Raw genomic sequence first — 26,771 nt, 5'->3', positions numbered from 1 at the left:
GCTAAGCGCCCTCGGAAAATTTGTCACCAGATCCTGCGCGCGCCTTTCGATGCTGTGCCTGCGCATCTTGGGCGCAATTTTTTCGTCATTCACTTTGGCTGCGGTATTTGGTGCGGCAGTTTTGGGCGCAATTTTTTTGATCTACGGGCAAGGCTTACCCAGTCATGATGAATTGGACCGCTATCAGCCGAAAACGATCAGTCGGATTTACTCGGGCGAAGGGCATATAATCGACGAATTCGCGACTGAACGGCGTCTGTTTGCATCGGCCGATGAGATACCGGATTTGGTGAAGGCCGCGTTTATTTCTGCCGAGGATAAGAATTTTTATAGCCATGCGGGCTATGATCCAGCGGGGATGGCCGCAGCCCTGCGCGATGCGATTGTCTCGCGCGGTGCCAATTTGCGCGGCGCATCGACCATCACACAACAGGTGATGAAAAATTTCCTGCTAGATGGGTCGCGCTCTGCCGAGCGCAAGATTAAAGAGCTGATATTGGCCACGCGAATTGAAGGCACTTTGGATAAAGAAGGTATTCTCGAGCTCTATCTAAATGAGATATTTTTGGGGCAAAACTCCTTTGGTGTCGCGGCGGCAGCACAGACCTATTTCAACAAATCTCTTGAAGATCTTTTGCCTGAGGAAGTCGCTTATCTGGCGAGTTTGCCCAAGGCACCATCGAAGTACCATCCGGTGCGCCAACGTGATCGGGCTATAGCCCGGCGCAATTTTGTGTTGCGTGAGATGAATGAAAATGGCTTTTTGTCTGACATTGAGTATGAGATTGCGCGCAAAAAACCTCTCAAAACTGTTCAAAGTGGCGATTTTGCCAGCTTTCGCAGCAGCCTGCCGGGGCGAGATTATCCCACTGATGAAATACGGCGGCAATTGACTCGAGACTTTGGCACGGCGGAATTCTTCACGGGTGGGTATTCCGTAAGGGCAACGATTGATCCCACATTACAACAGGTGGCGGCGCAAAGCTTGCGGCTGGGGCTCGAAGATTATGATCGGGCGCAGGGGGTTTATCATGGCACAGGTCAGGTGATCGCTGCTGAGCTGCTGGACGATTGGCGCGCTGCGCTGCGCAAAATCGTGGTGCCGCGTGATATTGTGATCAATCAGCTTTGGCGTCCGGCGGTTGTGTTGGAATTGATGAAAAACGATGCCCGCTTGGGTATTGAAGGGATCGATGGCGACGCTCATATCCTACCGGCCAGCGATGTGACCTGGGCAAAAAAGCAAAATAACGATGGGCGCATCAGCAAATCGGCGGCCAAACGTGTCAAAGACTTGCTCGCCGTTGGTGATGTGGTTTTGGTTGCACCGGTTGCTAGCCCTCAAGATGGGGTGTTTGAAAATTGGTCGCTGCGTCAGGTGCCAAAAATTCAAGGCGGTTTCGTTGCCATGGATGTGCAGACAGGCCGGGTATTGGCCATGCAGGGTGGATTTTCCTATCAGCACTCAGTGTTCAATCGAGCCACGCAGGCCAAACGCCAACCGGGCTCTTCTTTCAAGCCCTTTGTCTATGCCGCTGCTCTCGACAGCGGCTATAGCCCGGCGACCATCGTGATTGACGCGCCGATTGAGGTCGACACGCCACAAGGCTTGTGGCGCCCCAAGAATTACTCAGATAAATTCTACGGTCCGACTCCCGTGCGTACGGGAATTGAGCAGTCTCGAAACCTCATGACCGTACGTTTGGCTCAGGAATTGGGCATGCCGACGATTGCGATTTATGCGGAAAAATTCGGTGTTTACGACGATATGCGTCCCTATCTCTCGGCCTCATTGGGCTCGGAAGAGACGACGCTATATAAAATGGTGTCTGCCTATGCCATGTTTGCCAATGGCGGCGAGCGGGTGCAGCCCACCTTGGTGGACCGGGTGCAAGATCGGAACGGCAAAACAGTATTTTTGCATGATGAGCGCAGCTGTGACGATTGCCGCCACCCCGATTTGATTGCGGGTTTCCTGCCCAAGATTACATCGAACCGCGAGCGGGTCATGGATCCGGTCACCGCCTATCAGTTGACCGCGATGATGGAAGGTGTGGTTGAGCGTGGCACCGCCAGCCGGACCGTCAATCTTCCCGTGCCGGTTGCTGGAAAGACTGGAACCACCAATGAGGCAAAGGATGTTTGGTTTGTTGGCTTCACCAGTAATATTGTGGCTGGCTGTTATATGGGCATAGACCAGCCGCAGCCCTTGGGCCGCGGTGCCGGGGGTGGTGGCATGTGTGGGCCAGTTTTCAACCGCTTCATGGAAGTTGCGATTGAGCGCTATGGTGCGGGTGAATTTACCGTGCCTGACAATGGCACCTTTATTAACATAAACCGTTTTACCGGCGCACGTTTGCAAGAGGACTCTGAGGGCGATCACGTGGTTGCTGAATTTTTCCGCGATGGAACCGAACCAATATTTGGTGTTGCTTTTGACGGGGGGTTTCAGGTCAGCGGCAATATGCCGATGTTTGAGGAAGGGGAGACGGAAGAGATGCAACAGGTGATCACCTCCACTGGCAAGACAATTACTGTGGCGCCCCAGGCCTCCTTTGGGTCTTTGTCGTCCGGTGGGCTTTACTGACGAAAATCAGTTGTAGCGCTTGGCAAGCGCTCCTGGCTTGGGTAGACCAATCTCAAGTGAACTTCATAATCTGGTAGGTCTGATATGCGCGCGGAAATGGTCAATGTTGTGGCAGCCATCGAAAAGTCTCTTGGGCTTTTGGCCAAGCGTTTGGACTACGACACCGCACCTTATCGTTTGGAAGAGTACAACGCCATGATTGAAGATCCCAGTCTTTGGGATGATCAAGACCGGGCTCAAAAGCTGATGCGGGATCGTCAGATCCTCGTCGATGCGATCGCGACTTATGAGGGAATTCGCCAAGATCTGTCGGACAATTTGGAAATGATTGAGTTGGGGGCTGAGGAGGCCGATGAAGAGGTCGTCAACGATGCCGAAGAGGCTCTGAAGACTCTGCGAAATACGGCTGCGGAAAAAGAGCTTGACGCGCTGTTGGATGGGGAGGCGGACAGCAACGACACTTTCCTTGAGATCAATTCTGGCGCTGGTGGGACCGAGAGTTGTGATTGGGCCTTGATGCTATCGCGCATGTATGTGCGATGGGCTGAGAAAAAAGGTTATACGGTCGAGCTGCAATCAGAGACGGCTGGTGAAGAGGCGGGCATAAAGTCGGCTTCCTATAAGATATCGGGGCATAATGCCTATGGCTGGTTGAAGTCAGAGTCGGGCGTGCATCGCTTGGTCAGGATCAGCCCATTTGACGCCGCGGCGAAGCGGCACACGTCTTTTTGCTCGGTGTGGGTCTATCCCGTGGTGGATGACAGTATCGAGATCGAAGTTAACCCATCCGATATTCGCGTCGACACTTATCGCAGTTCTGGGGCCGGTGGTCAGCATGTGAACACCACAGATTCTGCCGTGCGCATTACCCACCATCCAACAGGGATCGTCGTGACCAGTTCGGAAAAATCACAACATCAAAACCGCGATATCGCGATGAAGGCGTTGAAATCCCGCCTCTATCAAATGGAGCTGGATCGGCGCAATGCGGCGATCAACGAGGCGCATGATAATAAAGGAGACGCCGGCTGGGGCAATCAGATCCGCAGTTATGTGCTGCAGCCCTATCAGATGGTCAAAGACTTGCGCACTTCTTATGAGACCTCAGACACCAAAGGGGTATTGGATGGGGACCTCGATGCCTTAATGGCGGCGACTTTGGCGATGAACGCCTCCGGAAAATCGCGGGCTGAGGCTCAGGGCGACTAGGAGATCACCAATAAAAAAGGCGCGGCCAAAGCCACACCTTTTGATCCCGAAACGGAATTGATCTATTGTTTTTCTGCCGGGGCTGGCGCCGATTTCTTGGCCGTCCCTGGGTTCAGAGGATCATCTTGGCGTTGCACGGAGCCTTCAAAATGTGCGCCGCTTTCAATTGCGATGGTTTTGTGAATGATGTCACCCTCAACCTGGGCCGTTGAGGTTAGCCGCACTTTAAGACCACGCACGCGACCAATTACATGGCCATTGACGACAACATCATCAGCAATGATTTCGCCTTTAACGGTTGCACCTTCCCCAATGGTCAAGAGATGGGCGCGAATGTCGCCGTTTACCCGGCCTTCAACTTGGATGTCGCCAGTGGTTTTCAGATTGCCCGTGACGTGAAGATCAGATGACAGGACCGATGCGGGCGGTTTTGCCTTTGGTGCTGCGGGCTTGAATTCTGCCGCCGGTTTGTTGATCGGCGCAGCGGGTGTTTCGGCTGCAGCGGCGTCAGGTTTCGCGGATGGGTCGTTGATTTTGCTTTTAGAAAACATCTCTTCCTGCCTTGATAAATGTCATTGGGTTTACGGCTTTACCATTCACGCGGACTTCATAGTGAAGATGGGTGCCGCTTGATCTGCCTGAGTTTCCCATATCACCGATCCTTTGTCCACGGGAAACGCGCTGGCCAGTTTTTACGCGAATTTTTGCCAAATGGGCATAGCGAGTTTCGATGCCAAACGCATGTTTGATATAGACAACGCGGCCGTAACCGCTCCCCCATTCCGCGCGTGTGACCACACCGTCGGCGGTGGCATAAATGGGGGTTCCGCGGGTTGCAGCAAAATCAGAGCCACGGTGCATCTGCCCCCAGCGCGGACCGAAGCCGCTGGTGTAACGATGGGCAGATTTCACCGGCATATCAAAGGGCGCCTTTTCTGCGGCAATGCGATAGATATTGAGCTTGTCAAGTTGAGCCAAAATATTATTGGCACGGTCAACCGTTGGATCAACCGTGTTGAGCGTATCGGGGGCGTAGGTGATCGGGGCGAGGGCGCCCCCCTTTCCCGAATAGCCACGTCGCACCTGTTCGAGCAAACGGTCGGTATTCAGCCCGGCGTTGCGGAACATTTTGTCGAGCGGTTTAACCGAAATGCTCATAGCTTCTTCCAGCTGGCGAAAAATTTGGTCGCTTTTTTCTTCTAGGAATTGAATTTCCAATTCCAAATTGGCCATTTCTTCATGTGCTTGGAACGCGCGCCGGCGGGCGTGATCGCGCTCTAAAGCCACGTCTTCTAGCGTATCGGTAACGTAATCCATCGTGCTGGCCACAGATTCCGAAGAGCTATCATCAACAGGTTTGCGCGCGTCATTGTCGAGTTGCGCGGCCAGTTGATCAAGGTCGCGCTGCAAAAGCTCGCGCTGACCCATGACCCGGCGCAGCGTGGCCTGCATCACTTCCATCGCGCGGTCCAATTCGCGCCGTTGATCTTCTGATGCTAGAAGCTCCGATTGCATTTGGGAGACCTGCGCAAGGGCCGTGTTAAAACGTTCCTGCGCTGTCAAAGCTTCTTGTGCCCGGGTGTCGCGCTCATCGGCGAGGGCATTTAATCGCTCTTCATATATGGCCTGATCGCGCCGGGCTTGATCACGGAAATTGCCTGTGCCGATGGTATCGAGCAAAACGATGGCTGTTGCGACAATTGCCCAACCGATGAATGCGGTTGATATGGTAATGGCGAAAATTTGTGACAGCGGTGAGAGGCGAATAAAACGCGTGCCGGTTCCGCTGCGCAAAAACAGCCGTTTCTCAGGCATGAGCCGTTCCAGGAATTGTGGCGACTTTAGCCGAAGTGCACTGAACAAATCTCAATTCCAATCTACAAGGGGCCGACGCGCGCGGTATCAGTCGAGAACTGAATACCCAAATGGTCAATCTGTCGCAACGAATTTGATACAGGCAAGTTCTTTAAAATTGATTTAATCGGCTTGTTCCTGCTCACAGCCTCTAACGCATCGCCGGTGGCGGCGGCATTTCATCTGCAAGGGGCCAGTAAAAATCGGGTGCGATCCCAGCTTCGGCACGCTTTTCCTCGTTAAAAGGTGGCTTGAGAGGCCCATGAAAATATCGGCGCACGAGGTCGTGAAACAAAGGTTTGGGGTCTAAATCGTCCCGCCCGCATAAAAAATGGAACCATTTCGAGCCATAGGCCACATGGGCGACTTCCTCAGCATAGATCACATTGAGCGCCTCAACGACCTGCGTGTCTTTTGCATTTTCGAAAATGCGGATCATGCCGGGGGTGACGTCCAGCCCGCGCGCCTCAAGTACCATAGGCACCACCGCCAACCGACCGTGAAAATCCGTCTGAGTGTCCTGGGCTGCGCGCCACATGCCGGCGTGGGCGGGCATAGCACCATAAAAACTGTCATGGGCTTCAAGACAGTCGCACATCAGATTAAAATGTTTACTTTCCTCATCTGCCGCCTTTACCCAATCATCATAAAATCCCAAAGGCATTGGGATATGCGAAAACCGGGCGATCAGATCCCAATGAAGATCCACTGCATTCAATTCAATATGGGCCACCGCATGCAAGAGAGCGTTGCGGCCTTCTCTGGAGCCGGTTTTGCGTCTCGGTACATCCCGCGGCGCGCGTAATTCGGGCGCTTTCGGGCGAGCGGGCGTGTCCGGCGGCGTGCAGCTGCCAATTTCGACATCGTCTTCGGCGGCGCGCGCGGCGTTCCATTGCGCGGCAAATTCCCTGGACAGGGCAGATTTGGCTCGCCCTTCCGCAGTGTTCAGCACCGCGCAGGCCATTTGTGCCAAAGCCATCATGAATTTAGCGATTGCAACCGGGATAAAACCTCTTCGACATGGCCAGACACTTTGACCTTGCGCCAAATTTCTAGCAATTTCCCTTCGGGAGAAATCAAAAACGTGGCGCGCTCTATGCCCATATAGGTTTTGCCATACATGTTCTTCTCAACCCATGTGCCAAATGCTTCGCAGAGGCGTCCTTCCTCGTCGGAAATCAAAGGGATGTGCAAATCGTGTTTGCTGATGAATTTATCATGTTTTTGGACTGTATCGCGCGACACACCAACCACCAACGCATTTTGCGCTTTGAAGGCCGCGCGTTCTTCGGAAAATCCAATGGCTTCCTTGGTGCAGCCCGGGGTGTCGTCTTTTGGGTAGAAATATAAGACCAAATATTTGCCGGCAGCCTCCGCAAAAGAAAACTGGCCGCCTCCGTTGGTTGACAGGGTGAATTGCGGTGCATTATCGCCGATTGAGATCATCATATCCTCGGGGTATCTGAGAGCCATTGTTACGAACTATCTTTTAGGCCAGAATGCAGAAATTGAAAGGGGCCCTTTGCACAATGGCGCAATCTGCTCAGCAAGATCAAGACACCAAAGCGCCCCCGCGCCGCCGGCCAGTGTCCCGGCTAGCTGTGGCGGTCTATACGCTGTGCTGGTCGGTCTTGCTGTGTTTCGGGTTGTTGGTGGCGATTATGCAAGATCGCACGCTCCCCGTGCCTGAGCTCTTACGGGTGAAGTTATCGCAAGTTTTGAACGCTAATCGTACATTGCCAATCGTGGAATTTAGCCATGCCGAGTTGGGACTTACCGAATTGTTTCATCCTCAGTTGGTGCTGCATGGGGTGCACCTTTCGGATGGGCAAACCGGCGCTGGGGTACAGTTTGGTGCCTTGGATGTGGTGATCCATGGGCCGGCGCTGCTATTCGGGGAGATCTCGCCCCGATCTCTGACGCTGACGGATGCCATTGTCGATCTGCAGCGTAGGCTTGATGGAAGCTTTGACGCTGGCTTTGTTATCTCAGAAAATGCGACCGACATAGGCTCTTTGGATGAGATATTGAGTGCCACAGAGGCGTTCTTCGAACGTGAGTATTTTAGCCGCCTGACTGAAGCGCGCTTGGATCAATTGGTCGTTAATTATACTGACCGAGTGACCAAGCGCGCCTGGACCTTAGACGGCGGCCGCTTATCTGCGCTGCGTGAAAATGGACTGATGGCTCTGCGGGGGGATTTAGCGCTTTTAGCTGGAGGGGGCGAATTGGCCACTTTGGGATTGTTTTACAATGCCACAGGGCCGGGCGCTGGTACTTTGGGGGCTGAGTTCGACAATCTGCCGGCGCAGGATCTTGCAGTCCAATCTAAAGCGCTGACCTGGCTCAATTTCGTGGGGGGCACCCTGTCGGGAAGTTTTCGCAGCGCGCGCGCCCAAGGCAAAGTTGGCACATTGAACGCCTTGCTCGATTTTGGCGCAGGCACGTTGAGCGCCGGTCCAGAAAGTTCTCCGGTCTCCTACAGTGAAGCGAAAACCTATTTCACATATGATCCCAAACGCGCGCGCCTCGATGTCTCGCGTGCCTTGATCAAGAGTGATTGGGGCGCGATCTCGGCAGAGGGCTATGCATTGTTGCAGCTGGGCGGGTCGTCGCAGCGCAGCTCTAGCGGGATGGTCTTGAATCTTGATGTGGACAGCGCAATATTTGACAAAACACCCTGGTGGCCGGAGCCATTACGCGTGACAGCTGCCAGTGGGCAGGTGAAGCTGAATTATGATCCGCTTACGCTTGATTTGGGCTTGTTGCAGGCTGAGGTGAATGGGACCAATCTGAGTCTTTCTGGCCAAGCTGCGCTAACGCCCTTAGGTTGGTCATATGACGGGCAGGGGCGGGTGCCTTCGGTAGGCACCGAAACCGTCATGACCCTGTGGCCGGAGATGTTAAATACCAAAAGCCGGCGCTGGTTTGGGCGAAACGTGCGCAACGGAACACTCAAAAATCTGACCGTGGATCTGCGTCAAACAGCGGGTACAGCGGCGATCTTGGCCAGTAGCTTTCAGTTTGAAAAGGCGGACGTGAAATTCATGCGGCATATGCCGGTGATTTCGGAGGGTATCGGCTACGGCGTTTTCGAGCGTGATGAATTTATTTTGGCCTTGGAGAGTGGCTATGTCCAAGCCGCTGAGGGCGGGCGCTTGCATATGGATGGCTCGATCATGCGTGTGCCCAATGTGCGCGTGCCTGATCCGCCGGTGATATTTGATCTGAGAGGCACGGGATCCGTTCCAACCGTGATGTCTCTCATGGACAACAAACCCTTTGAGATACCCACAAAGACCAAACGCGGCATTGATGATGTTTCAGGGCAGGCGCAGCTGGCCATTGAAATTGAAACCCGTCTGAAATCGGGGGTCAAACCGAGTGAAGTGGCCTATGATTTAACCGGTACGTTGCACGATCTGCGCAGTGAGGTTTTGGTGCCGGGGCGCATCTTCACGGCTGAGCTGTTGCAATTGACAGGGGCGCCAGATTTGATCGAAATTTCAGGAGCCGGGCGAGTCTTTGATATTCCATTTGAGGGCCGTTGGTCGCAACCACTGGGTGCACCAAATTTGTCCAGCCAAGTGACTGCAAAATTTGAGCTGACCCCGAAGAGCCTCAAAGCGCTCAATATCGGTCTGCCAGAGGGCAGTTTAAAAGGGCGCGCAGAGGGCGCTTTGCTTTTGAATATCGCGAAAAATAAGCCAGTGGGCTTTGAGCTGACGTCCGATCTGATGGGCACAGAGTTGCAATCTGCCGCATTGAACTGGTCAAAGCCGACGGCGCAATTGGCGCAATTGCGGGTGCAAGGGGTTTTTGGCAAGCCATTGCAGGTGGATCTTTTGTCGCTTGAGGCGCAGGGCTTGTCTCTTGAGGGCGCGGTTCAATTCGATGACGATGGTCTCGACCGTATCTTGCTGTCGCGCTTGGATGTTGGGGATTGGCTCGATGGGGCCGCAACCATTATTCACCGGGGAGCTGGCGCTCCCATGCGCATGCTATTGTCTGGAGATATGGATCTGCGCAGCTTCGGAAAATTGAAGGGCGGTGATCCTGCGCCTACGGGCGCGACGAGGCCAATGCCTTTGTCCTTCAATTTGGGCCGGCTGCAGCTGTCGAACAGTCTGTTTCTCAGTGACGTAAAGGCCGATTTTGACGGCGGTCTCGCGGCTGGCGGGGCCTTTAGCGGTCGCGTCAATGGCGGTTTGGGCATCACAGGTCAAATGTCCGGCCAGGGTGCGGGACTGCGCCTGTCCGTCACATCGCAGGACGCAGGCGGCGTTTTGCGCGATGCAGGATTGTTGCGACAGGCCAGCGGCGGCGAGATGATACTGGATCTCGCACCGCATGCCGATGGCTGGAACGGCGTCATGAATATCACCTCGGTTCGCGTCAATGATGCTCCGGCGATTGCACAATTGCTCAGCGCTGCGTCAATTATCGGCTTGCCTGATCAATTGGATGGAAAAGGCATTTTCTTTGCGACCATTGAGGGTGAATTCAATATTAACAAAGAGCTGTTCACGATCTTCCGCTCCAGTGCGGTCGGACCTTCTCTTGGCATGTCCATGGACGGCTATGTCGATACCAAACGCAAACAGCTCGACATGCAAGGTGTCTTGTCACCCTTTTACCTGCTCAATGGCTTGGGATCAGTTCTCACCCGGCGTGGGGAGGGGTTGATTGGCTTTAATTTCACCCTCCGCGGCGCATTGGAAACTCCGCAAGCGGCGGTCAATCCTTTGTCCTTGTTGACACCTGGAATGTTTCGCGAAATTTTTCGCCGTCGACCGCCGCAACAAGAGTAAGCGGCGCCGGTTTCGGGTTTGCCAAATGATTTGATTGCCGCTAATGGGAGCGCTTCTCAAGTGGTGCGCTATGAAACTCTCAGACTTTAATTTTGACTTGCCAGAGGACCGGATCGCGATTCGCCCAATGTCTCCGCGCGGTGACGCCAAACTCTTGGTGAGCCAAGCTGGGCAGATCGAAGATGCGCTTGTTCGTGATCTTTGCAGCTATTTACGGCCAGGGGATCGCTTGGTGCTGAACGATACCAAAGTGATCCCGGCACGCCTCTCGGGGATACGGGCGCGGCAATCGGCACAGGGAAGAGTTGAGGCGAAGATTGAAGTCACCCTGTTGGAACCGCAGGCCAGCGGGCGCTGGAAAGCCCTCATAAAGCCTCTGCGCAAATTGGCGGTCGGTGAAGAGATCATATTTGCAGCCGGCCTATCGGCTCGCTGTGTTGTCAAAACCGATGGTGAAGCTGTGCTGAATTTCTCCGCTCAAGGGGCAGAGCTGGATGCGGCATTGGATGTCAGCGGGCAAATGCCTCTGCCACCCTATATCGCGTCAAAACGGGCCGCCGATGCGCAAGATCACAGCGATTATCAAACCGTTTGGGCCAAGCATCGCGGTGCGGTGGCGGCGCCAACGGCCTCTTTGCATCTGGATGCAGCAGCCTTGGCCGCTTTGCAGGGTCATGGGGTGACAATAAGCTATGTCACCTTGCATGTCGGGGCAGGGACATTTTTTCCGGTCAAGGTGGAAGAGGTTACAGCCCATAAAATGCACGCCGAATGGGGCCATGTGACGCCGCAGGCCGTCGCAGAAATTGAGCAAACCCGCGCGGCGGGTGGTCGGATTATTCCGGTGGGTACGACCGCTTTGCGCCTGATAGAGACGGCCGCGCGCGGTGGGAGCCTTCGGCCTTTCGAAGGGGATACTGATATTTTCATTTATCCGGGGTTTGAGTTTCAGATTACGGATGGGCTGATGACCAATTTCCACCTGCCGAAGTCGACCCTCCTAATGTTGGTGGCCGCTTTGATGGGCAAACCACATTTGGATGCGATCTACGCTCATGCAGTGGCGAAAAATTATCGCTTTTTCAGTTACGGCGATGCATCATTGCTTCTTGCGTCATAATGTCGTTTGGATAAAGAAGAGCGCGTGCCTAACGGTTGCTTTGTCCCTGTTTTAATTTGAGGAAGTGTAATGTTTCAGGTTTTGTCGCGCTCTTGGGCGCTGCTGATCGGCATGATGTTGTTGATGGTGGGCAATGGGTTGCAAGGCACCTTGCTCGGCGTGCGAGGCGGGATCGAAGGATTTTCCACCTTCGAGATGTCCATTGTGATGGCAGCCTATTTCGCGGGTTTTTTGGGCGGTTCACGCCTGGCCCCGGAAATGATCCGCCGCGTGGGACACGTGCGGGTCTTCGCGGCCCTCGCGTCATTTATCTCGGCTATTTTGATCCTCTATCCAGCCTTTGCTCATCCGGTGGCTTGGGCTTTTGGGCGCGTTGTGATCGGGTTTTGTTTCTCAGGTGTATATGTCACTGCGGAAAGCTGGCTCAATAATTCTTCCGACAACGCCAATCGGGGCAAGGCGCTCTCGATCTATATGATCGTACAGATGTTTGGAATTGTCAGCGCACAAGCGCTTTTGGCTATGGGGGATGCAAGTGGCTACGCCTTGTTTATTTTGTCATCCGTTTTAGTTTCAATTTCTTTCGCGCCGATCTTGCTGTCCATTTCTCCAACGCCAGCCTTTGAAACCGCAAAACCTATGCCGCTCAGGACATTGCTGGAGACATCTCCATTGGGTTGTTTTGGCATGTTTCTTCTGGGCGGCGTTTTCTCGGCACAATTTGGCATGTCTGCGGTCTATGGCGTTGCTGCTGGTCTGACGATTGCACAAATATCGATTTTTGTTTCAAGCATTTATGTCGGCGCCTTGCTGATGCAATACCCGATTGGCTGGTTTTCGGATCGTATGGACCGTCGGCTTGTGATCATGCTCGTCGCTGCAGCGGGCGGGATTTTCTCGCTTCTGGCGATGTTTTTCGATTATTATTTTGGCGCACTTCTAGTGGCCGCTTTCGTGATCGGGGGCACATCCAATCCGCTCTATTCACTTCTAATCGCCTATACCAATGACTATCTCGATCCAGACGATATGGCCGCGGCCTCAGGAGGGTTGATATTTATTAATGGCATGGGCGCGATAACCGGGCCTTTGGTGACGGGCTGGATGATGGACAGTTTTGGTGCCCAGGCATTCTTTGGTATGATTGCCCTTTTGATGCTCGTCCTCGCGAGTTACGCGATTTACCGGATGACTCAGCGGTCGCGTGCGGGCATCGACGATGGTGCATATGCGCCGGTTCTGCCCTCGGCCAGCCCGGTCGCGGTCGAGGTCGCTTCGGAATATTACATCGAAACAGCCTTGGAAGATGAAACAAATGAAACATAGAGTTACCTTTTTCTTTGCACTTCTGAATTAGATGGGTAGAAATTAATGAAAGTCAGACGAACCGGAGCGGACATATGACAACTGTTAACGAAGTTGTTGATTTTTGGCTGGACGAAGTTGGACCAGAGAGATGGTATGATGCCGATGAGGCGCTCGATAATGAGGTGCGCAGGCGGTTCGAACAGCTTTGGTGGAATACGCTCAATGGGGCCAACGGGCTTTGGTTGACCTATGCGACTGGCACGCTTGCGTATTTGATTTTGATGGATCAAGTGCCCCGTAATATGTTTCGGGGAACTGCGCGATCATTTGGATCAGATCGCCATGCCCGAGCGGCTTCCAAAGCTGCGTTGCACAATGGATGGGATTTGAAGATTGACGAGCCGGCGCGACAGTTTTTCTATATGCCCTTGATGCATTCTGAGAGCCTTACAGATCAAGATCGTGCTGTGCGGTTGATTACATCTCGCCTGCCACAGGGCAAGGCCGTGCAATTGCCCCATGCTCAGGCGCATCGGGATATCATCCGCAAATTTGGCCGCTTTCCAGCGCGCAATGCTGCGTTGAACCGGCGCGCAACAGCGCCGGAGGTGACTTATACCCAAGCGGGCGGATATGATTTTACGCTTAAGAGTCTTTCTGCAAACCCGTAAGGACTCGGCATGGCTGCTATGGGCGCCAGCATCGGTACTTGCAAAATTTCGATTTGTACTGGCTTGAATTATAGTTTAATATTAAACTAGTTTCAAAACGGAGTCCTGTGATGGCTGAGAATGCATATGATGTGATCGTGATTGGAGCGGGGCCAGGGGGCTACGTTTCGGCAATTCGTGCGGCGCAATTGGGTTTAAAAACTATCGTGGTGGAACGCGAGCATATGGGAGGCATATGTCTCAACTGGGGCTGTATTCCTACGAAAGCGATGCTGCGTTCCTCTGAGGTGTATAATTTGATGCAGCGTGCCAAGGAATTTGGTTTGTCGGCTCAGGGAATTGACTATGATCTCGATGCTGTTGTGGCGCGGTCTCGAGCCATCGCAAAACAACTGAATGGCGGCGTCGCCCATTTGCTGAAAAAGAATAAAGTGACCGCCCTGATGGGTGCGGCGACCCTCATGGCCCCCGGCCAGGTCTCGGTTAAAACGGCCAAAGGTGAGGAGAGCTTATCGGCCAAGCATATCATCATTGCCACCGGGGCGCGGGCGCGCGAATTGCCCGGTGTTGAGGGGGATGGGGATCTGGTTTGGACCTATAAAACCGCTCTGACCCCGCCGCGCATGCCGAAAAAGCTCTTGGTGATTGGCTCCGGCGCAATTGGTATCGAATTTGCCAATTTCTATAACACGCTCGGTGTTGATACCACGGTGGTTGAGGTGATGGACCGGGTGATGCCCGTGGAGGACGCAGAAATTTCCGCCTTCGCTCAAAAGGCTTTTGAAGAGCAGGGAATGAAAATTCGCATAAAAACCGTTGTGAAACAACTTGATCGCGGTCAAGGCTCTGTCACAGCGCATATCGAACAGAACGGCAAAGTCACAACTGAGGTGTTTGACACGGTGATCTCTGCTGTTGGGATCGTGGGCAATGTGGAGGATCTAGGGCTTGAGGCGCTTGGCGTCGAAGTGGATCGGACCCATATTAAAACCGATGCTTATTGCCGCACTGCGGTGGCCGGTGTCTATGCCATTGGCGATGTGGCTGGAGCACCGTGGCTGGCGCACAAGGCCAGTCATGAGGGGGTCATGGTGGCTGAAATGATCGCCGGCGGCACACCTCATCCGGTCAAGCCCGAAAGTATTGCCGGTTGCACCTATTGCACGCCGCAGGTGGCCAGCGTCGGATATACCGAAGCACAGGCAAAGGAGGCAGGTCATGAGGTGCGCATTGGGCGCTTCCCTTTCATAGGCAATGGCAAGGCGATTGCTTTGGGCGAGTCGGAAGGTATGGTCAAAACCGTTTTCGATGCCAAAACAGGTCAGCTCCTGGGGGCGCATATGATTGGCGCGGAAGTCACAGAGCTGATTCAAGGCTATGTGGTTGGGCGGCAGCTGGAAACTACGGAAGAAGATTTGATGCAAACTGTCTTCCCACATCCCACCTTATCGGAAATGATGCATGAGAGTGTTTTAGACGCTTGGGATCGCGCCATCCACATTTGAAATCTGGGAACATTTAGCAAGGCACCAGCGCAAAGCGATGTCCTTTGCGCTGGTGTTTCTCAATCCGATCTTTTGGTGTAATAAAACTCTATGTTTCCTAAATGATCTCATTTTTTAAGTGGCCCCGCTGCGAGTTAACACTATGTTATGTTCAAAGATTTGGGGTCCAAAATGGCTGAGCTAAAAAACATTGAAGTACGCGGTGCACGCGAGCACAATTTAAAGAACATAAATGTAGATATACCCCGCGATCAATTGGTGGTCATAACCGGGCTGTCGGGTTCGGGCAAATCCTCTTTGGCCTTTGATACAATCTATGCGGAAGGGCAAAGGCGATATGTGGAAAGCCTGTCTGCCTATGCGCGACAATTTCTTGATATGATGGAAAAACCTGATGTTGATCACATCAGCGGTTTGAGCCCCGCGATCTCCATTGAGCAAAAAACCACCTCAAAAAACCCCCGTTCCACTGTCGGTACGGTGACGGAAATTTATGACTACATGCGGCTGTTGTTCGCGCGGGTTGGCACGCCGTTTTCTCCGGAAACTGGATTGCCGATAGAAGCGCAACAGGTTCAAGACATGGTTGATCGGGTCATGGCTATGGAGGAGGGCACGCGCGGCTATTTACTGGCACCCATTGTGCGCGACCGGAAGGGCGAGTACCGCAAAGAATTCGCCGAGCTGCGCAAACAAGGCTTTCAACGTGTCAAAGTTGATAGTGAGTTTTATGATTTGGACGAACCACCTGCGCTCAACAAAAAATTTCGCCATGACATTGATGTGGTCGTTGACCGGATCGTGGTGCGTGGAGGGATCGAAACCCGTTTGGCCGATAGTTTTCGTACGGCTTTAGATCTGGCTGATGGCATTACCATACTTGAAACTGCACCCAATGAGGGCGACCCCGAGCGCCATACGTTCAGCGAAAAATTCGCCTGTCCTGTATCCGGATTTACCATCCCTGAAATTGAACCGCGTCTGTTCTCCTTCAATGCGCCCTTCGGCGCCTGTCCGCAATGTGACGGCTTGGGGGTTGAATTGTTCTTTGACGAACGTCTCGTGGTGCCTGATCAAACCCTAAAAATTTCCGATGGTGCCTTGGCCCCCTGGCGCAAAGGCAATTCGCCTTACTTCATTCAAACAATTGAATCAATTGCCAAACACTACGATTTCAAGCCTTCTGCCAAGTGGAAAGACCTGCCGGAACACGTGCAGAAGGTTTTTCTGTATGGCTCTGGTAAGGAAGAAATCTTATTTCGCTATGACGAGGCAGGGCGGGTGTATCAGGTGACCCGCAGCTTTGAAGGTGTCATTCCCAATATGGAGCGCCGTTACCGCGAGACCGACAGCAATTGGATCCGCGAAGAGTTTGAGCGGTATCAAAACAATCGCTCCTGCGGCACCTGCGGCGGGTATCGTCTGCGCCCAGAGGCTTTGGCGGTCAAAATTGCCGCGTTGCACGCCGGGCAAGTGGTGCAAATGTCTATTAAGGAGGCCTTTGAATGGTGCAAATCCGTGCCAGAACAGTTGAGTAGACAAAAGCTGGCCATTGCCGGGCCAATTTTGAAGGAGATTCGCGAAAGACTCGGGTTTTTGAACAACGTTGGGCTCGAATATCTCACTTTGGCGCGCAGTTCTGGCACGCTGTCTGGTGGTGAAAGCCAACGGATTCGCCTCGCCAGCCAAATTGGCTCTGGGCTGCAGGGCGTGCTCTATGTGCTTGATGAGCCGAGCATCGGCCTGCATCAGCGGGACAATGACCGCCTTTTAACCACGCTCAAAAACCTTCGAGATCAAGGCAATACGGTTATCGTAGTTGAACATGATGAAGAGGCCATTCGGGAGGCCGATTATGTGTTCGACATCGGACCTGGCGCTGGCGTGCATGGCGGGCAGGTCGTAGCCAAAGGCACACCTGAGCAGATCGTTGCCAATGCGGCCTCTGTCACCGGGGATTATCTGTCGGGACGCCGGCGCATTGAAATTCCAAGCACACGCCGTGTGGGCAACAAAAAGAAAGTCACCGTGCGCAAGGCGACGGGAAATAATCTGCAAAATATTACGGTAGATTTTCCGCTGGGACAGTTTGTCTGCGTGACGGGCGTTTCGGGGGGGGGCAAGTCGACCTTGACCATCGAGACACTGTTCAAAACAGCCTCAATGAACCTGAATGGTGCGCGGCAAACACCGGCCCCATGTGAGACAGTCAAAGGTCTGGAGCATCTCGACAAGGTTATCGATATTGATCAACGTCCAATTGGCCGCACGCCGCGCTCCAATCCGGCCACCTATACGGGTGCATTCACACCGATCCGCGATTGGTTCGCGGGCCTACCTGAGGCGAAGGCACGCGGATATAAACCAGGGCGGTTCTCCTTTAACGTCAAAGGTGGGCGTTGCGAGGCTTGTCAGGGCGATGGGGTGATCAAAATTGAAATGCACTTTCTGCCGGATGTCTATGTAGAATGTGAGACATGCAAGGGCGCGCGCTACAACCGTGAAACTCTTGAGGTAAAGTTTAAAGGGCAATCCATTGCGGACGTGCTGGATATGACCGTTGAGATGGCGCAGGATTTTTTCAAGGCTGTGCCCTCTATCCGTGAGAAGATGGATGCGCTCATGCGGGTAGGGCTGGGCTATATTAAAGTGGGTCAGCAAGCCACAACCCTGTCAGGGGGCGAGGCGCAACGGGTGAAGCTATCGAAAGAGCTGTCCAAGCGCAGCACGGGCCGTACCTTATATATACTAGATGAACCGACCACAGGCCTGCATTTTGACGATGTGCGTAAATTGCTCGAAGTGCTGCATGAGCTGGTTGATCAGGGAAATTCTGTCATCGTGATCGAACACAACTTGGATGTGGTGAAAACCGCCGATCACATTATTGACATTGGCCCCGAGGGGGGCGACGGCGGAGGGCAGGTGGTGGCCAACGGAACGCCCGAGGCCGTCGCAAAAGTTCCGCAAAGCCATACTGGACGCTATCTTAAGCAAATGCTCGCGGCGCAAACAGCGCTTTAAATCTCGGGTTTCTTTAGGACCAATTCCAGCAAAGACTGCAGTCCGGGCGGATCCAGTTGGTCAAAATTTGCGCAAAGATTTTCGAGAATTTTCGAATTGTGCCACCCTAAGATGGGATCCGCGAACAGGTGGAATTTCTGGGAAATTTCTGCATCTTCCAGGGGCATATCGACATCGCCGCGTGGGCTGCGTGGCGCGCTGTCGTAGCTGCGCCCATCGCGCAGGCGCAGGCTCACCTGCGCCCAGCGTTTTCCCTCGCTGATCTGCGTTAAATGTGGGTCGTCAATCAATTCAGTCGCGGTGCTTATGCGCAAGATTTCGGGATCTTTGAGCGTCTCGGCCATCAATTCCTCTGGGCCGATTTGGCCGCGCACAATCATACAGGCCACAGGAAAGGCAATCGAATAGGCAAATTCATCGGCTGTTGAAGGGCGATGCCCGGCCAGGCGGGTGGCATTGTGGAAGGTTTTGATCTCCACAGAGCTGATCTCTTGATGGGTGATTTGGTGCTTGGCCATAAGGTCGGCAGCAGCATCGATGCTTGGGTGGGCCCAACGACAACACGGGTAGGGCTTGTAATGGGTGTCGCTCACCAAATTCCAGGTCTCGCCCAAGCCGTGCCAATGCGGCCCCTCACAGGTGAGCGCCGGTGCGCCGGTGAATCCGTTGAGGGCCAAAAATCCCGCCGTGAGCCCGGTGGGCGCACCCCAGCCAACCCCGTCGCGCACCATCGTAGGGTGATCAATGCAGCGCATCATTTGGCTGCGTGGACCATGATATTCGCCAATTCCTGCGGCCTCATGGATCTGCATGGGATTGCAGCCAATAACCCTCGCGGTCATTGCTGCAACCCCAACCGCAGTCCAGGCTCCTGATGTGTGGTAATCGGCGCAGGTGTCATGCTGTGTCAGCCCGGCTCGGTAGGAGATCTCATAGGCCAATGCCAAATAGGTTGCAAAATCCTGCCCTGTCATCGGGCGTTCATCGGCCAGAGCCAAAAGTGCTGGAAAGATCGCAGATCCCGCATGACCTTTGCAAGGGGAGGTGCCATCGTGGGCATCGATGCTGTCAATCGAGATCGCTCCGGCCATCGCAGCGCCGGCCAAGCTGGCCAAATGCCCATCAAAAAGACAGCGTGCAGCGGAGGCCGAAGTGGCGCCGAACAGCATTCTTGCGGTTTTTGTTCCTATCTTTGCCATTTCGGTTTGCGAGCCAATGGCCGCAACTCCAAGGCTGTCGAGCAGAGAGCGCCTCAAAACTTTGAGAACATCCTCAGGCAGGTCCTGATAAGACAGGCTTGCGGCAAAGTCTTGCATCAACATTTGTGGCTCCTAGGATCGTGTGCGGCCCTCGAATCGTGGCAGCATCGCAGAGAAATCTCGACCGCTACCATCCTCTTGTTCGACAAATATTTTGTAAAGTTCAGTCGCCGCCGCTCCCATGGGGGTGTCGGCATCCACATCTTGTGCAGCCTGTTGTGATAGGCGTAGATCTTTGAGCATGAGATCTGCGGCAAAGCCAGGCGCGTAGCCATTATCCGCGGGGCTTTGCGGCCCTATGCCGGGCGCCGGGCAATAGGCATTCATCGTCCAGCTGTAGCCCGAGGAGGTGCTGACCACGTCAAACATGGCTTGCCTGTCCAAGCCAAGTTTATCGGCCAGTGCGAAGGCCTCACAGGTGCCAATCATCGTGATGCCAAGAATCATATTGTTGCATATTTTTGCCGATTGTCCATTGCCAGCGCCGCCGCAATGAACGGCTGTACGTCCCATGATGTCAAACAGGGGGGTTGCTTCCGCAAAGCTCTCGGCCGACCCGCCGACCATGAAGGTCAACGTACCAGCCTCCGCTCCGCCGACGCCGCCAGAAACCGGGGCGTCGAGGAAGCCAATCCCATGGTCTTCGGCGCGGCTGTCAATTCTGCGGGCTGTCGCCACGTCGATGGTTGAACAATCCAACAGGACTGTGCCTTTTCCCATAACCGGCAGGACTTGATCGGCCACTGTCTGGGCGATTTTCCCATTGGGCAGCATGGTTATGACCACATTGGCGCCGGTTGCCGCCGCTTCGGCGCTGGCAGCTGCGGTCACACCTTCCGTTGTGATACCTGCTGGGTCGTATCCCAAGACCACGTGGCCCGCAGCGGCCAGGTTTTTGGCCATAGGCGCGCCCATATTTCCAAGTCCGATAAATCCGATATTCATATCAAGTCTCCGTGAGATCAAGGGAATGGGCTCCCAAAGGGCGCAACATGGCACTGGCCGCTGGCAGGAGCGGTTCCGTCATCGCGTGTCGCCATTTTGGGGATTTGTCTTTGTCGATCACCATAGCTCGGATGCCCTCGATGAAATCGCCGTGTTCGGCGGCTCGGTAGGTGAAGCGATATTCCATGCCCAAAGCCAAAACGATATCATCCAGCCCGCGCACGCGATGGATCAGTTCGATGGTCGCTGCCATGGCCAGCGGGCTGGAGCGGGCCAGTTTCTTGATGCAATCTTCGGCAAAATCGCCGCCCGTGTGATTGAGATTGTTGACGATATCGCCAAAATATTCGCCGCGGAAAAACTCATTCACTTGCTTTTCAATCTGCAATAGCGGGGCCGGGCCCACCGGGCCGGCTGCCTCGGCAATGGCCGAAACATCGCCCGTGTCGCAAAGGGCGCGGATCACCCTGGGCCAATGGTCTTGCGGGATAAAATGGTCTGCAAAGCCTGCAAAAATAGCGTCAGCTGACCCCATACGACTGGCTGTTGTGCCGAGATATTCACCGTAGCGCCCGGGTGCTCGGGCCAAAAGTAAGGAGCCGCCGACATCTGGCACAAGGCCAATGCCGCATTCTGGCATGGCAATTTGACTGGATTCGCAAACAATGCGATGTGGCAGATGACAGCCCAGCCCCACGCCGCCACCCATTGTAAAACCGTGCAGAAAACTGACGATTGGTTTGTGGCTGGTGGCAAGTTTTGCGTTGAGGCGGTACTCATCGGTCCAAAATTGTCGGCCATAATCATAGTCCCCGGCCAAGGCGGTCTTATACATGGCGGTTATGTCGCCTCCGGCGCAAAATGCCCGCTCCCCCGCGCCTTCAAAAAGGATCAATTCAATGTCAGGATCTGCTTCCCACTTGCCAAGGTAACTCTCGATTTGCAGGCACATCTCATAGGTCAAAGCGTTCAAAGCGCCGGGGCGATTGAGCGTAAATCGCCCCGCTTTTCCGTCTTTGCGCGCGATGAGATCACTCACGGGCGCAATCCCCTTGCAACGATCATCCGCATGATTTCATTGGTGCCTTCTAAGATTTGATGCACTCTGAGATCGCGCACGGTTTTCTCAACGCCGTAATCGGCCAAATAACCATAGCCGCCGTGCAGTTGCAGACAGTCATTGGCTACTTTGCTGCCCAGATCTGTCACCAGCTTTTTGGCCATGGCGCAGAAATGCGTCGCGTCTGGTGCGCCATTGTCCAGTTTCCAAGCGGCTTGCCGCAGAAATATACGCCCTGACTGCAGCTCAATTTCCATATCGGCCAGACGAAATTGCAGGGCTTGAAACTGATCAATGGATCTCCCAAATGCTTTGCGCTCGGCCATATAGGCGCGGGTTGCGTTAAAGGCCTGTTGCGCGGCGCCCAGAGAACACGCGGCAATATTGAGCCGTCCGCCGTCCAGCCCAGCCATGGCGTAGGAAAACCCAAGCCCTTCGTCGCCCAAAAGATTTTCGATCGGTGTTTTGCATTCATCCAGCTGTACCTGCCGGGTGGGTTGCGCCCGCCAGCCCATTTTATCTTCAAGCCCGCCAAAGGATAGCCCTTCTGCACCATCTTCCACGATCAAGGCAGAGATGCCTTTGGGACTGTCGTCACCGGTACGGGCCATGATTATATAGGCATCCGAATAGCCTCCTCCCGAGATAAAGGCCTTGGTGCCGGTGAGGGAGTAATCGGTGTTGCTTTTGTCCGCCCTTGTTTTCAACGCTGCCGCATCAGACCCCGAGCCCGGCTCGGTCAGGCAATAGGAAAAGAAGGTCTCCATAGTCAAAGCTTGGGGAAGATATTTGTCGCGCAGCGCCTCAGAGCCAAATTTGTCGATCATCGCGGCGCACATATTGTGTATGGACAGAAAGGAGGCCACCGTCGGGCAGGCCATTGAAAGCGCCTCAAACACCAAAGTGGCATCCAGACGGCTTAAACCCGATCCGCCATTTTCTTCGCGGACGTATAGCCCGCCAAAGCCCAATTCAGCCAATTGTGGCCAAAGGCTCTTTGGAATTTCGCCGGCCGCCTCCCAGTCCCGTGCAAAAGGCGCAATATGGCTGGCTCCAAAATCGCGGGCCATATCAAAAATCGCGGATTGTTCTTCGGAAAGGGCAAAATCCATGAGACAGCTCCTGTAATTGCGTTGCGGCAAGTGAAGCAAATCCCAAGCCAGGAATCCAGCTTCTATTTTGAAGGCATAGTCTGCTGCCTGTTGCGCGCGCCGGGGCGTGCTGGCCACCGGCACGCAGCATGACCTATTCCATGACGGGAATAGAGAACTCGCCGCCTTCCTTGGTGCCCGAAGGCCAGCGCGAGGTCACGGTTTTGGTGCGTGTGTAGAATTTGAACGCATCCGGACCGTGCTGGTTCAAATCGCCGAAGACTGATTTTTTCCAACCCCCAAAGGTGTGATAGGCCAAAGGCACAGGGATCGGCACATTGATGCCCACCATGCCGACATTGACCCGGTTGGCAAAATCGCGGGCGGTATCGCCATCACGGGTAAAGATCGCAGTTCCATTGCCATATTCATGATCCATTGCCAGCCCGAGCGCTTCTTCATAGGTTTCGGCGCGAACGGTGGACAGTACGGGGCCAAAAATTTCATATTTATAGATATCCATGTCCTTGGTCACATTGTCGAACAAATGCGCACCGACAAAAAAGCCGTCTTCGTAGCCTTGGAGGTTGAAATCACGCCCATCCACCACGAGGTTTGCACCTTGATCGATGCCGGTTTGCACCAAACGTTCGATATTTGCCTTGGCAGCTGCGGTGACAACCGGGCCGTAGTCTACATCATTGCCGGCCGTGTAGGGGCCCACTTTCAGTGCCTCAACCCGCGGGATCAATTTCTCCATCAGGCGATCTGCTGTGTCTTCTCCCACGGGAACAGCGACGGAAATAGCCATGCAGCGTTCACCGGCGGCGCCATAGCCCGCGCCCATGAGCGCATCGGCCGCCTGGTCCATATCCGCATCGGGCATGATAATCATATGGTTTTTCGCACCACCAAAACACTGCACCCGTTTACCATTGGCGCAACCGGTCGCATAGATATATTCCGCGATAGGGGTCGAGCCGACGAAGCCTACAGATTGAATAACATCATGATGCAGGATCGCGTCTACCGCTTCCTTATCGCCATTCACAACCTGCAAAATGCCCTTGGGCAGGCCAGCTTCTTCGAGCAATTCTGCCAACATCAACGGCACAGATGGGTCGCGCTCAGAGGGTTTAAGGATAAATGCGTTGCCGCAGGCAATGGCCGGCGCGAACATCCACATTGGAATCATGGCTGGAAAGTTAAACGGTGTGATGCCGGCTGTGACGCCCAAAGCCTGACGCATAGAGTACATGTCAATACCGGGGCCGGCGCTGTCGGTAAATTCACCTTTCAGCAATTGCGGCGCACCGATGCAATATTCCACAACTTCCAAACCGCGGATTACATCGCCTTGGGCATCTGGCAAAGTTTTGCCGTGTTCGCGGCTCAGAGCCTCGGCCAATTTGTCCATATCGCGGTTCAAAAGATCCACGAATTTCATCAAAACCCGCGCTCGGCGCTGGGGATTGACGGCGGCCCATGCGGGTTGGGCGGCGGCGGCATGGGCCACGGCTTGATCCAGCTCTGCGCCATTGGCCAGTGGCACTTTGGCTTGAACCTCGCCCGTGGCTGGGTTGTAGACATCGGCAAAACGACCAGAGGTGCCTTCGACATGGGCGCCATTGATATAGTGGGTTAACTTTTGCATAGGGGGTCTCCTTGTTTGTTTTGCTTTTAATCTTGCAATAATGTAATTAAAAGCGAAAATAATCCAAAATCATTTTGCGAAATTGTAGGTTTGTAATGGAAAACTGGGATGATCTCCGCATTTTTCTGACTGTGGCACAATCGGGCAGCCTGACGGTTGCGGCGCAGGTTTTAAAAATTGACCCGGCAACAGTCAGTCGCAGAATTGCCAGGTTGGAGCAAACCCATGCAACGCCGCTTTTTTCAAAATCTCCAAAGGGCTATGAGTTAACGGAAGCGGGGCACGGGTTGGTGGCGCATGTGGACGCTGCGCAAGCCTCTTTGAATGCGGGACTTGGAGCTTTGCGCGGTGACGGGGCGGGGCTTCGGGGTCAAATTCGTATCGGTGCGCCGGATGGATGTGCCAATTTCCTGCTGCCACAGGTCTGTGGCGACATTACGAAAACTTATCCAGATCTGGACATTCAAATCGTGGCTCTGCCGCGGGTTTTTAACCTGACCCGGCGCGAGGCTGATATGGCGATTGGGGTGAGCCAACCCACGGCTGGGCGGCTTATGGTACAAAAAATTGCTGACTATCGGCTGCATCTCGCGGCCTCAACGGAGCTTTGGCAGAGCCACAAAAGGCCAGAACGCCTGGGCGATCTCAAAGAGCTGCCCTTTGTTGGTTATGTTCAGGACATGATCTTTGACAAAGAGCTGGATTACCTTGAACCGCTCGGCCTGCGGCGGGTGCAGCTGGCATCCAATTCCATTTCTGTCCAAATGAATCTGTTGCGGCAAGGTGCTGGGCTCGGCATTGTGCACGATTTTGCCCTGCCTTTTGCCCCGGAATTGCGTCGAATTTTAGTGGATCAACTGAGCCTGATACGCAGTTTCTTTTTAGTCCGCTCCGCAGATGATCGCCATAACCGCCGTCTCAACCAATTCGCGCAGGTTTTGGTCAGCGGCTTGCGATCGGAAATTCAAAGACTTGAGGCTTGGGCCGAAACGCCGGGTGTTAAAATTTAATCTGATGCAGTGTTTTTAACCCGTGTTGGCTTGCAATTCGCTCAATTTATGGCTTGGTAGCTATATCAAGTCGGAGAAGTCACAATGCGCATAGGCCTTTACCCCGGAACCTTTGATCCGATAACGCTGGGACATGTTGATATTATCCGTCGTGGCTGCGCATTGGTGGACCGCTTGGTCATAGGTGTTGCGATCAATCGCGATAAAGGGCCGCTGTTTGATCTTGATGAGCGCGTATCAATGATTGAAGTTGAGGCAGCGCGTCTCGCGGAACAGACCGGCACCGAAATTCAGGTGCACGCATTCGAAAACCTTTTGATTGACTGCGCCCGCGACGTCGGTGCCGGAATCATTTTGCGCGGATTGCGTGCGGTTTCAGACTTTGAATACGAATATCAGATGGTTGGTATGAATAGGCAGTTGGACTCTTCGATTGAAACTGTTTTTTTGATGGCCGAAGCGCAGCATCAGGCGATTGCCTCAAAACTGGTCAAAGAGATTTGCCGCTTGAATGGGGATGTGTCAAACTTCGTAACCCCGGCTGTCGAGGCGGCTTTGAAGCGCCGCCTGCGCCAGTCATAACGTATCGCGTTTATTGGATCCTAGATTAATTTGCCCATGGCGACAGCTGTATCGGCCATGCGATTGGAAAATGCCCATTCATTGTCATACCAAGACAGCACGCGCACCATATCTCCGCCCATAATCAGGGTTTGGTCGGCATGAAAGATCGAGGAATGCTGGTCGTGGTTGAAATCAGATGAAACCAAAGGCGCATCCACGACATCGAGCACGCCCTTGAGTGGCCCCTCGGCCGCGGCCTGCATCAGCGCTAAAATTTCGGCGGCATCCGTGCTGCGTCCAGCTTCGAAGGTTAGATCGACAGCTGAGACATTCGGAGTTGGCACCCGGATGGCTACACCGTCCAATTTGCCGTTCAGCTCTGGAAGCACCAGGCCAACGGCTTTGGCGGCGCCGGTGGTTGTTGGGATCATCGACAGAGCAGCAGCGCGGCCGCGGTATAGGTCTTTATGGGTGCGATCTAAAGTTGGCTGGTCGCCGGTATAGCTGTGAATCGTCGTCATCAGCCCGCGCTTGATTCCGATGGATTCGTGCAAAACCTTGGCAATGGGCGCCAAGCAGTTGGTGGTGCAAGATGCGTTTGAAACAATTAAGTCATCTGAGGTCAATGCATGGTGATTGACCCCGTAAACAATGGTTTTATCTGCATCTTTTCCAGGTGCTGAGATCAGTACGCGGGAGGAGCCGTTGTCGAGATAGGCTTGGCAATCGGCTTTTGAGGTGAAGATACCCGTACATTCCATAACCACATCCACATCTGACCAAGGCAGATCCGCTGGATTGCGTATGGCTGTGACGCGAATGGGCCCTTGCCCGACATCAATAAAGTCATCCCCATGGGTTACTGAGCCTGTAAATCGCCCGTGCACGGAGTCATACTTAAACATATGTGCATTGGTTTGCACTGGCCCCAGGTCATTGATTGCGATGACCTGTAGATCTGTTCGGCCCGATTCAACAATCGCACGCAGCACATTGCGGCCAATACGGCCAAATCCGTTGATTGCAACTTTTAATGTCATTTCTGTGTCCCATTTTCCATTGATAGCGCTAACATCATAGGTCGCAGCAAAAGTCAACC

General features: G+C 53.9%; 20 protein-coding genes. 10 read left to right on the top strand and 10 right to left on the bottom strand.

The window, feature by feature from the left end; all coding sequences use genetic code 11:
• Positions 1-49: 49 nt before the first annotated feature.
• Positions 50-2,587, top strand: coding sequence for a PBP1A family penicillin-binding protein (locus ABLW18_RS01565; RefSeq protein ID WP_347823241.1), 2,538 nt, complete (start codon positions 50-52; stop codon positions 2,585-2,587).
• A gap of 84 nt (positions 2,588-2,671) precedes the next feature.
• Positions 2,672-3,796: a peptide chain release factor 2 gene (prfB, locus tag ABLW18_RS01560; RefSeq protein WP_347823129.1), complete on the top strand. Its 1,125-nt coding sequence runs from the start codon at positions 2,672-2,674 to the stop codon at positions 3,794-3,796.
• A gap of 62 nt (positions 3,797-3,858) precedes the next feature.
• Here the strand turns inward: prfB and ABLW18_RS01555 are convergent, their stop codons facing one another.
• From ABLW18_RS01555 to ABLW18_RS01540, 4 genes are all read right to left on the bottom strand, one after another.
• The gene (locus ABLW18_RS01555) at positions 3,859-4,347 is read right to left on the bottom strand and encodes a polymer-forming cytoskeletal protein (protein WP_347823128.1); all 489 of its coding nucleotides are present in this window, start codon (positions 4,345-4,347) and stop codon (positions 3,859-3,861) included.
• Positions 4,337-5,659: a M23 family metallopeptidase gene (locus ABLW18_RS01550; protein WP_347823127.1), complete on the bottom strand. Its 1,323-nt coding sequence runs from the start codon at positions 5,657-5,659 to the stop codon at positions 4,337-4,339. Before ABLW18_RS01550 ends, ABLW18_RS01555 begins: the two co-directional genes overlap by 11 nt.
• A 142-nt stretch (positions 5,660-5,801) precedes the next feature.
• Positions 5,802-6,632: a ferritin-like domain-containing protein gene (locus ABLW18_RS01545; protein WP_347823126.1), complete on the bottom strand. Its 831-nt coding sequence runs from the start codon at positions 6,630-6,632 to the stop codon at positions 5,802-5,804.
• Positions 6,629-7,123 carry a peroxiredoxin gene (locus ABLW18_RS01540; protein ID WP_347823125.1) on the bottom strand — a complete coding sequence of 165 codons (495 nt, stop codon included), beginning with the start codon at positions 7,121-7,123 and terminating at the stop codon, positions 6,629-6,631. Before ABLW18_RS01540 ends, ABLW18_RS01545 begins: the two co-directional genes overlap by 4 nt.
• Before the next feature lie 56 nt (positions 7,124-7,179).
• Here ABLW18_RS01540 and ABLW18_RS01535 point away from each other — a divergent pair, with 56 nt between their 5' ends.
• The 6 genes from ABLW18_RS01535 (at position 7,180) to uvrA (ending at position 18,089) form a co-directional block, all read left to right on the top strand.
• Complete coding sequence (locus ABLW18_RS01535; protein ID WP_347823124.1) at positions 7,180-10,461, top strand: AsmA-like C-terminal region-containing protein; 3,282 nt, start codon at positions 7,180-7,182, stop codon at positions 10,459-10,461.
• 70 nt (positions 10,462-10,531) lie between these two features.
• Positions 10,532-11,581: a tRNA preQ1(34) S-adenosylmethionine ribosyltransferase-isomerase QueA gene (gene queA, locus ABLW18_RS01530; RefSeq protein ID WP_347823123.1), complete on the top strand. Its 1,050-nt coding sequence runs from the start codon at positions 10,532-10,534 to the stop codon at positions 11,579-11,581.
• A 69-nt stretch (positions 11,582-11,650) separates the two neighbouring features.
• The gene (locus ABLW18_RS01525) at positions 11,651-12,907 is read left to right on the top strand and encodes an MFS transporter (protein WP_347823122.1); all 1,257 of its coding nucleotides are present in this window, start codon (positions 11,651-11,653) and stop codon (positions 12,905-12,907) included.
• Between the two features lie 74 nt (positions 12,908-12,981).
• Entirely contained in the window at positions 12,982-13,560 is a 579-nt protein-coding gene (locus ABLW18_RS01520) for a DUF924 family protein (RefSeq protein WP_347823121.1), read from the top strand.
• 110 nt (positions 13,561-13,670) lie between these two features.
• Entirely contained in the window at positions 13,671-15,065 is a 1,395-nt protein-coding gene (lpdA, locus tag ABLW18_RS01515) for a dihydrolipoyl dehydrogenase (protein WP_347823120.1), read from the top strand.
• A gap of 171 nt (positions 15,066-15,236) precedes the next feature.
• A complete protein-coding gene (gene uvrA / locus ABLW18_RS01510) occupies positions 15,237-18,089 on the top strand; it encodes an excinuclease ABC subunit UvrA (RefSeq protein WP_347823119.1) in 2,853 nt (950 codons plus the stop codon).
• Here the strand turns inward: uvrA and ABLW18_RS01505 are convergent.
• The 5 genes from ABLW18_RS01505 to ABLW18_RS01485 form a co-directional block, all read right to left on the bottom strand.
• Complete coding sequence (locus ABLW18_RS01505) at positions 18,086-19,411, bottom strand: MmgE/PrpD family protein (RefSeq protein ID WP_347823118.1); 1,326 nt, start codon at positions 19,409-19,411, stop codon at positions 18,086-18,088. The two genes, uvrA and ABLW18_RS01505, sit on opposite strands and share 4 nt — an antisense overlap.
• Positions 19,412-19,420: 9 nt before the next feature.
• A complete protein-coding gene (gene mmsB / locus ABLW18_RS01500; RefSeq protein WP_347823117.1) occupies positions 19,421-20,293 on the bottom strand; it encodes a 3-hydroxyisobutyrate dehydrogenase in 873 nt (290 codons plus the stop codon).
• Position 20,294: 1 nt separating this feature from the next.
• Positions 20,295-21,332, bottom strand: a complete 1,038-nt coding sequence (locus ABLW18_RS01495) for an enoyl-CoA hydratase/isomerase family protein (RefSeq protein ID WP_347823116.1) — start codon at positions 21,330-21,332, stop codon at positions 20,295-20,297.
• Positions 21,329-22,465, bottom strand: coding sequence for an acyl-CoA dehydrogenase family protein (locus tag ABLW18_RS01490; RefSeq protein WP_347823115.1), 1,137 nt, complete (start codon positions 22,463-22,465; stop codon positions 21,329-21,331). The genes ABLW18_RS01495 and ABLW18_RS01490 overlap by 4 nt, the downstream gene beginning before the upstream one ends.
• 133 nt (positions 22,466-22,598) lie before the next feature.
• Entirely contained in the window at positions 22,599-24,098 is a 1,500-nt protein-coding gene (locus ABLW18_RS01485; RefSeq protein WP_347823114.1) for a CoA-acylating methylmalonate-semialdehyde dehydrogenase, read from the bottom strand.
• Between the two features lie 95 nt (positions 24,099-24,193).
• On the opposite strand from ABLW18_RS01485, the gene ABLW18_RS01480 reads away from it, so the two are divergent.
• Both ABLW18_RS01480 and coaD read left to right on the top strand, forming a co-directional pair.
• Positions 24,194-25,108 carry a LysR family transcriptional regulator gene (locus ABLW18_RS01480; protein ID WP_347823113.1) on the top strand — a complete coding sequence of 305 codons (915 nt, stop codon included), beginning with the start codon at positions 24,194-24,196 and terminating at the stop codon, positions 25,106-25,108.
• Between the two features lie 84 nt (positions 25,109-25,192).
• On the top strand, positions 25,193-25,690 hold the full coding sequence (gene coaD / locus ABLW18_RS01475) for a pantetheine-phosphate adenylyltransferase (protein WP_347823112.1): 498 nt from the start codon (positions 25,193-25,195) through the stop codon (positions 25,688-25,690).
• 20 nt (positions 25,691-25,710) lie between these two features.
• On the opposite strand, the gene gap is transcribed toward coaD, so the two are convergent.
• Entirely contained in the window at positions 25,711-26,712 is a 1,002-nt protein-coding gene (gene gap / locus ABLW18_RS01470; RefSeq protein WP_347823111.1) for a type I glyceraldehyde-3-phosphate dehydrogenase, read from the bottom strand.
• Positions 26,713-26,771: the final 59 nt, after the last annotated feature.

Source organism: uncultured Planktomarina sp. (assembly GCA_943788425.1).
Classification (GTDB): Bacteria; Pseudomonadota; Alphaproteobacteria; order Rhodobacterales; family Rhodobacteraceae; genus Planktomarina.
The sequence above is the reverse complement of the archived record's forward strand: the minus strand, read 5'-3'. Positions and strand labels throughout refer to the sequence as shown.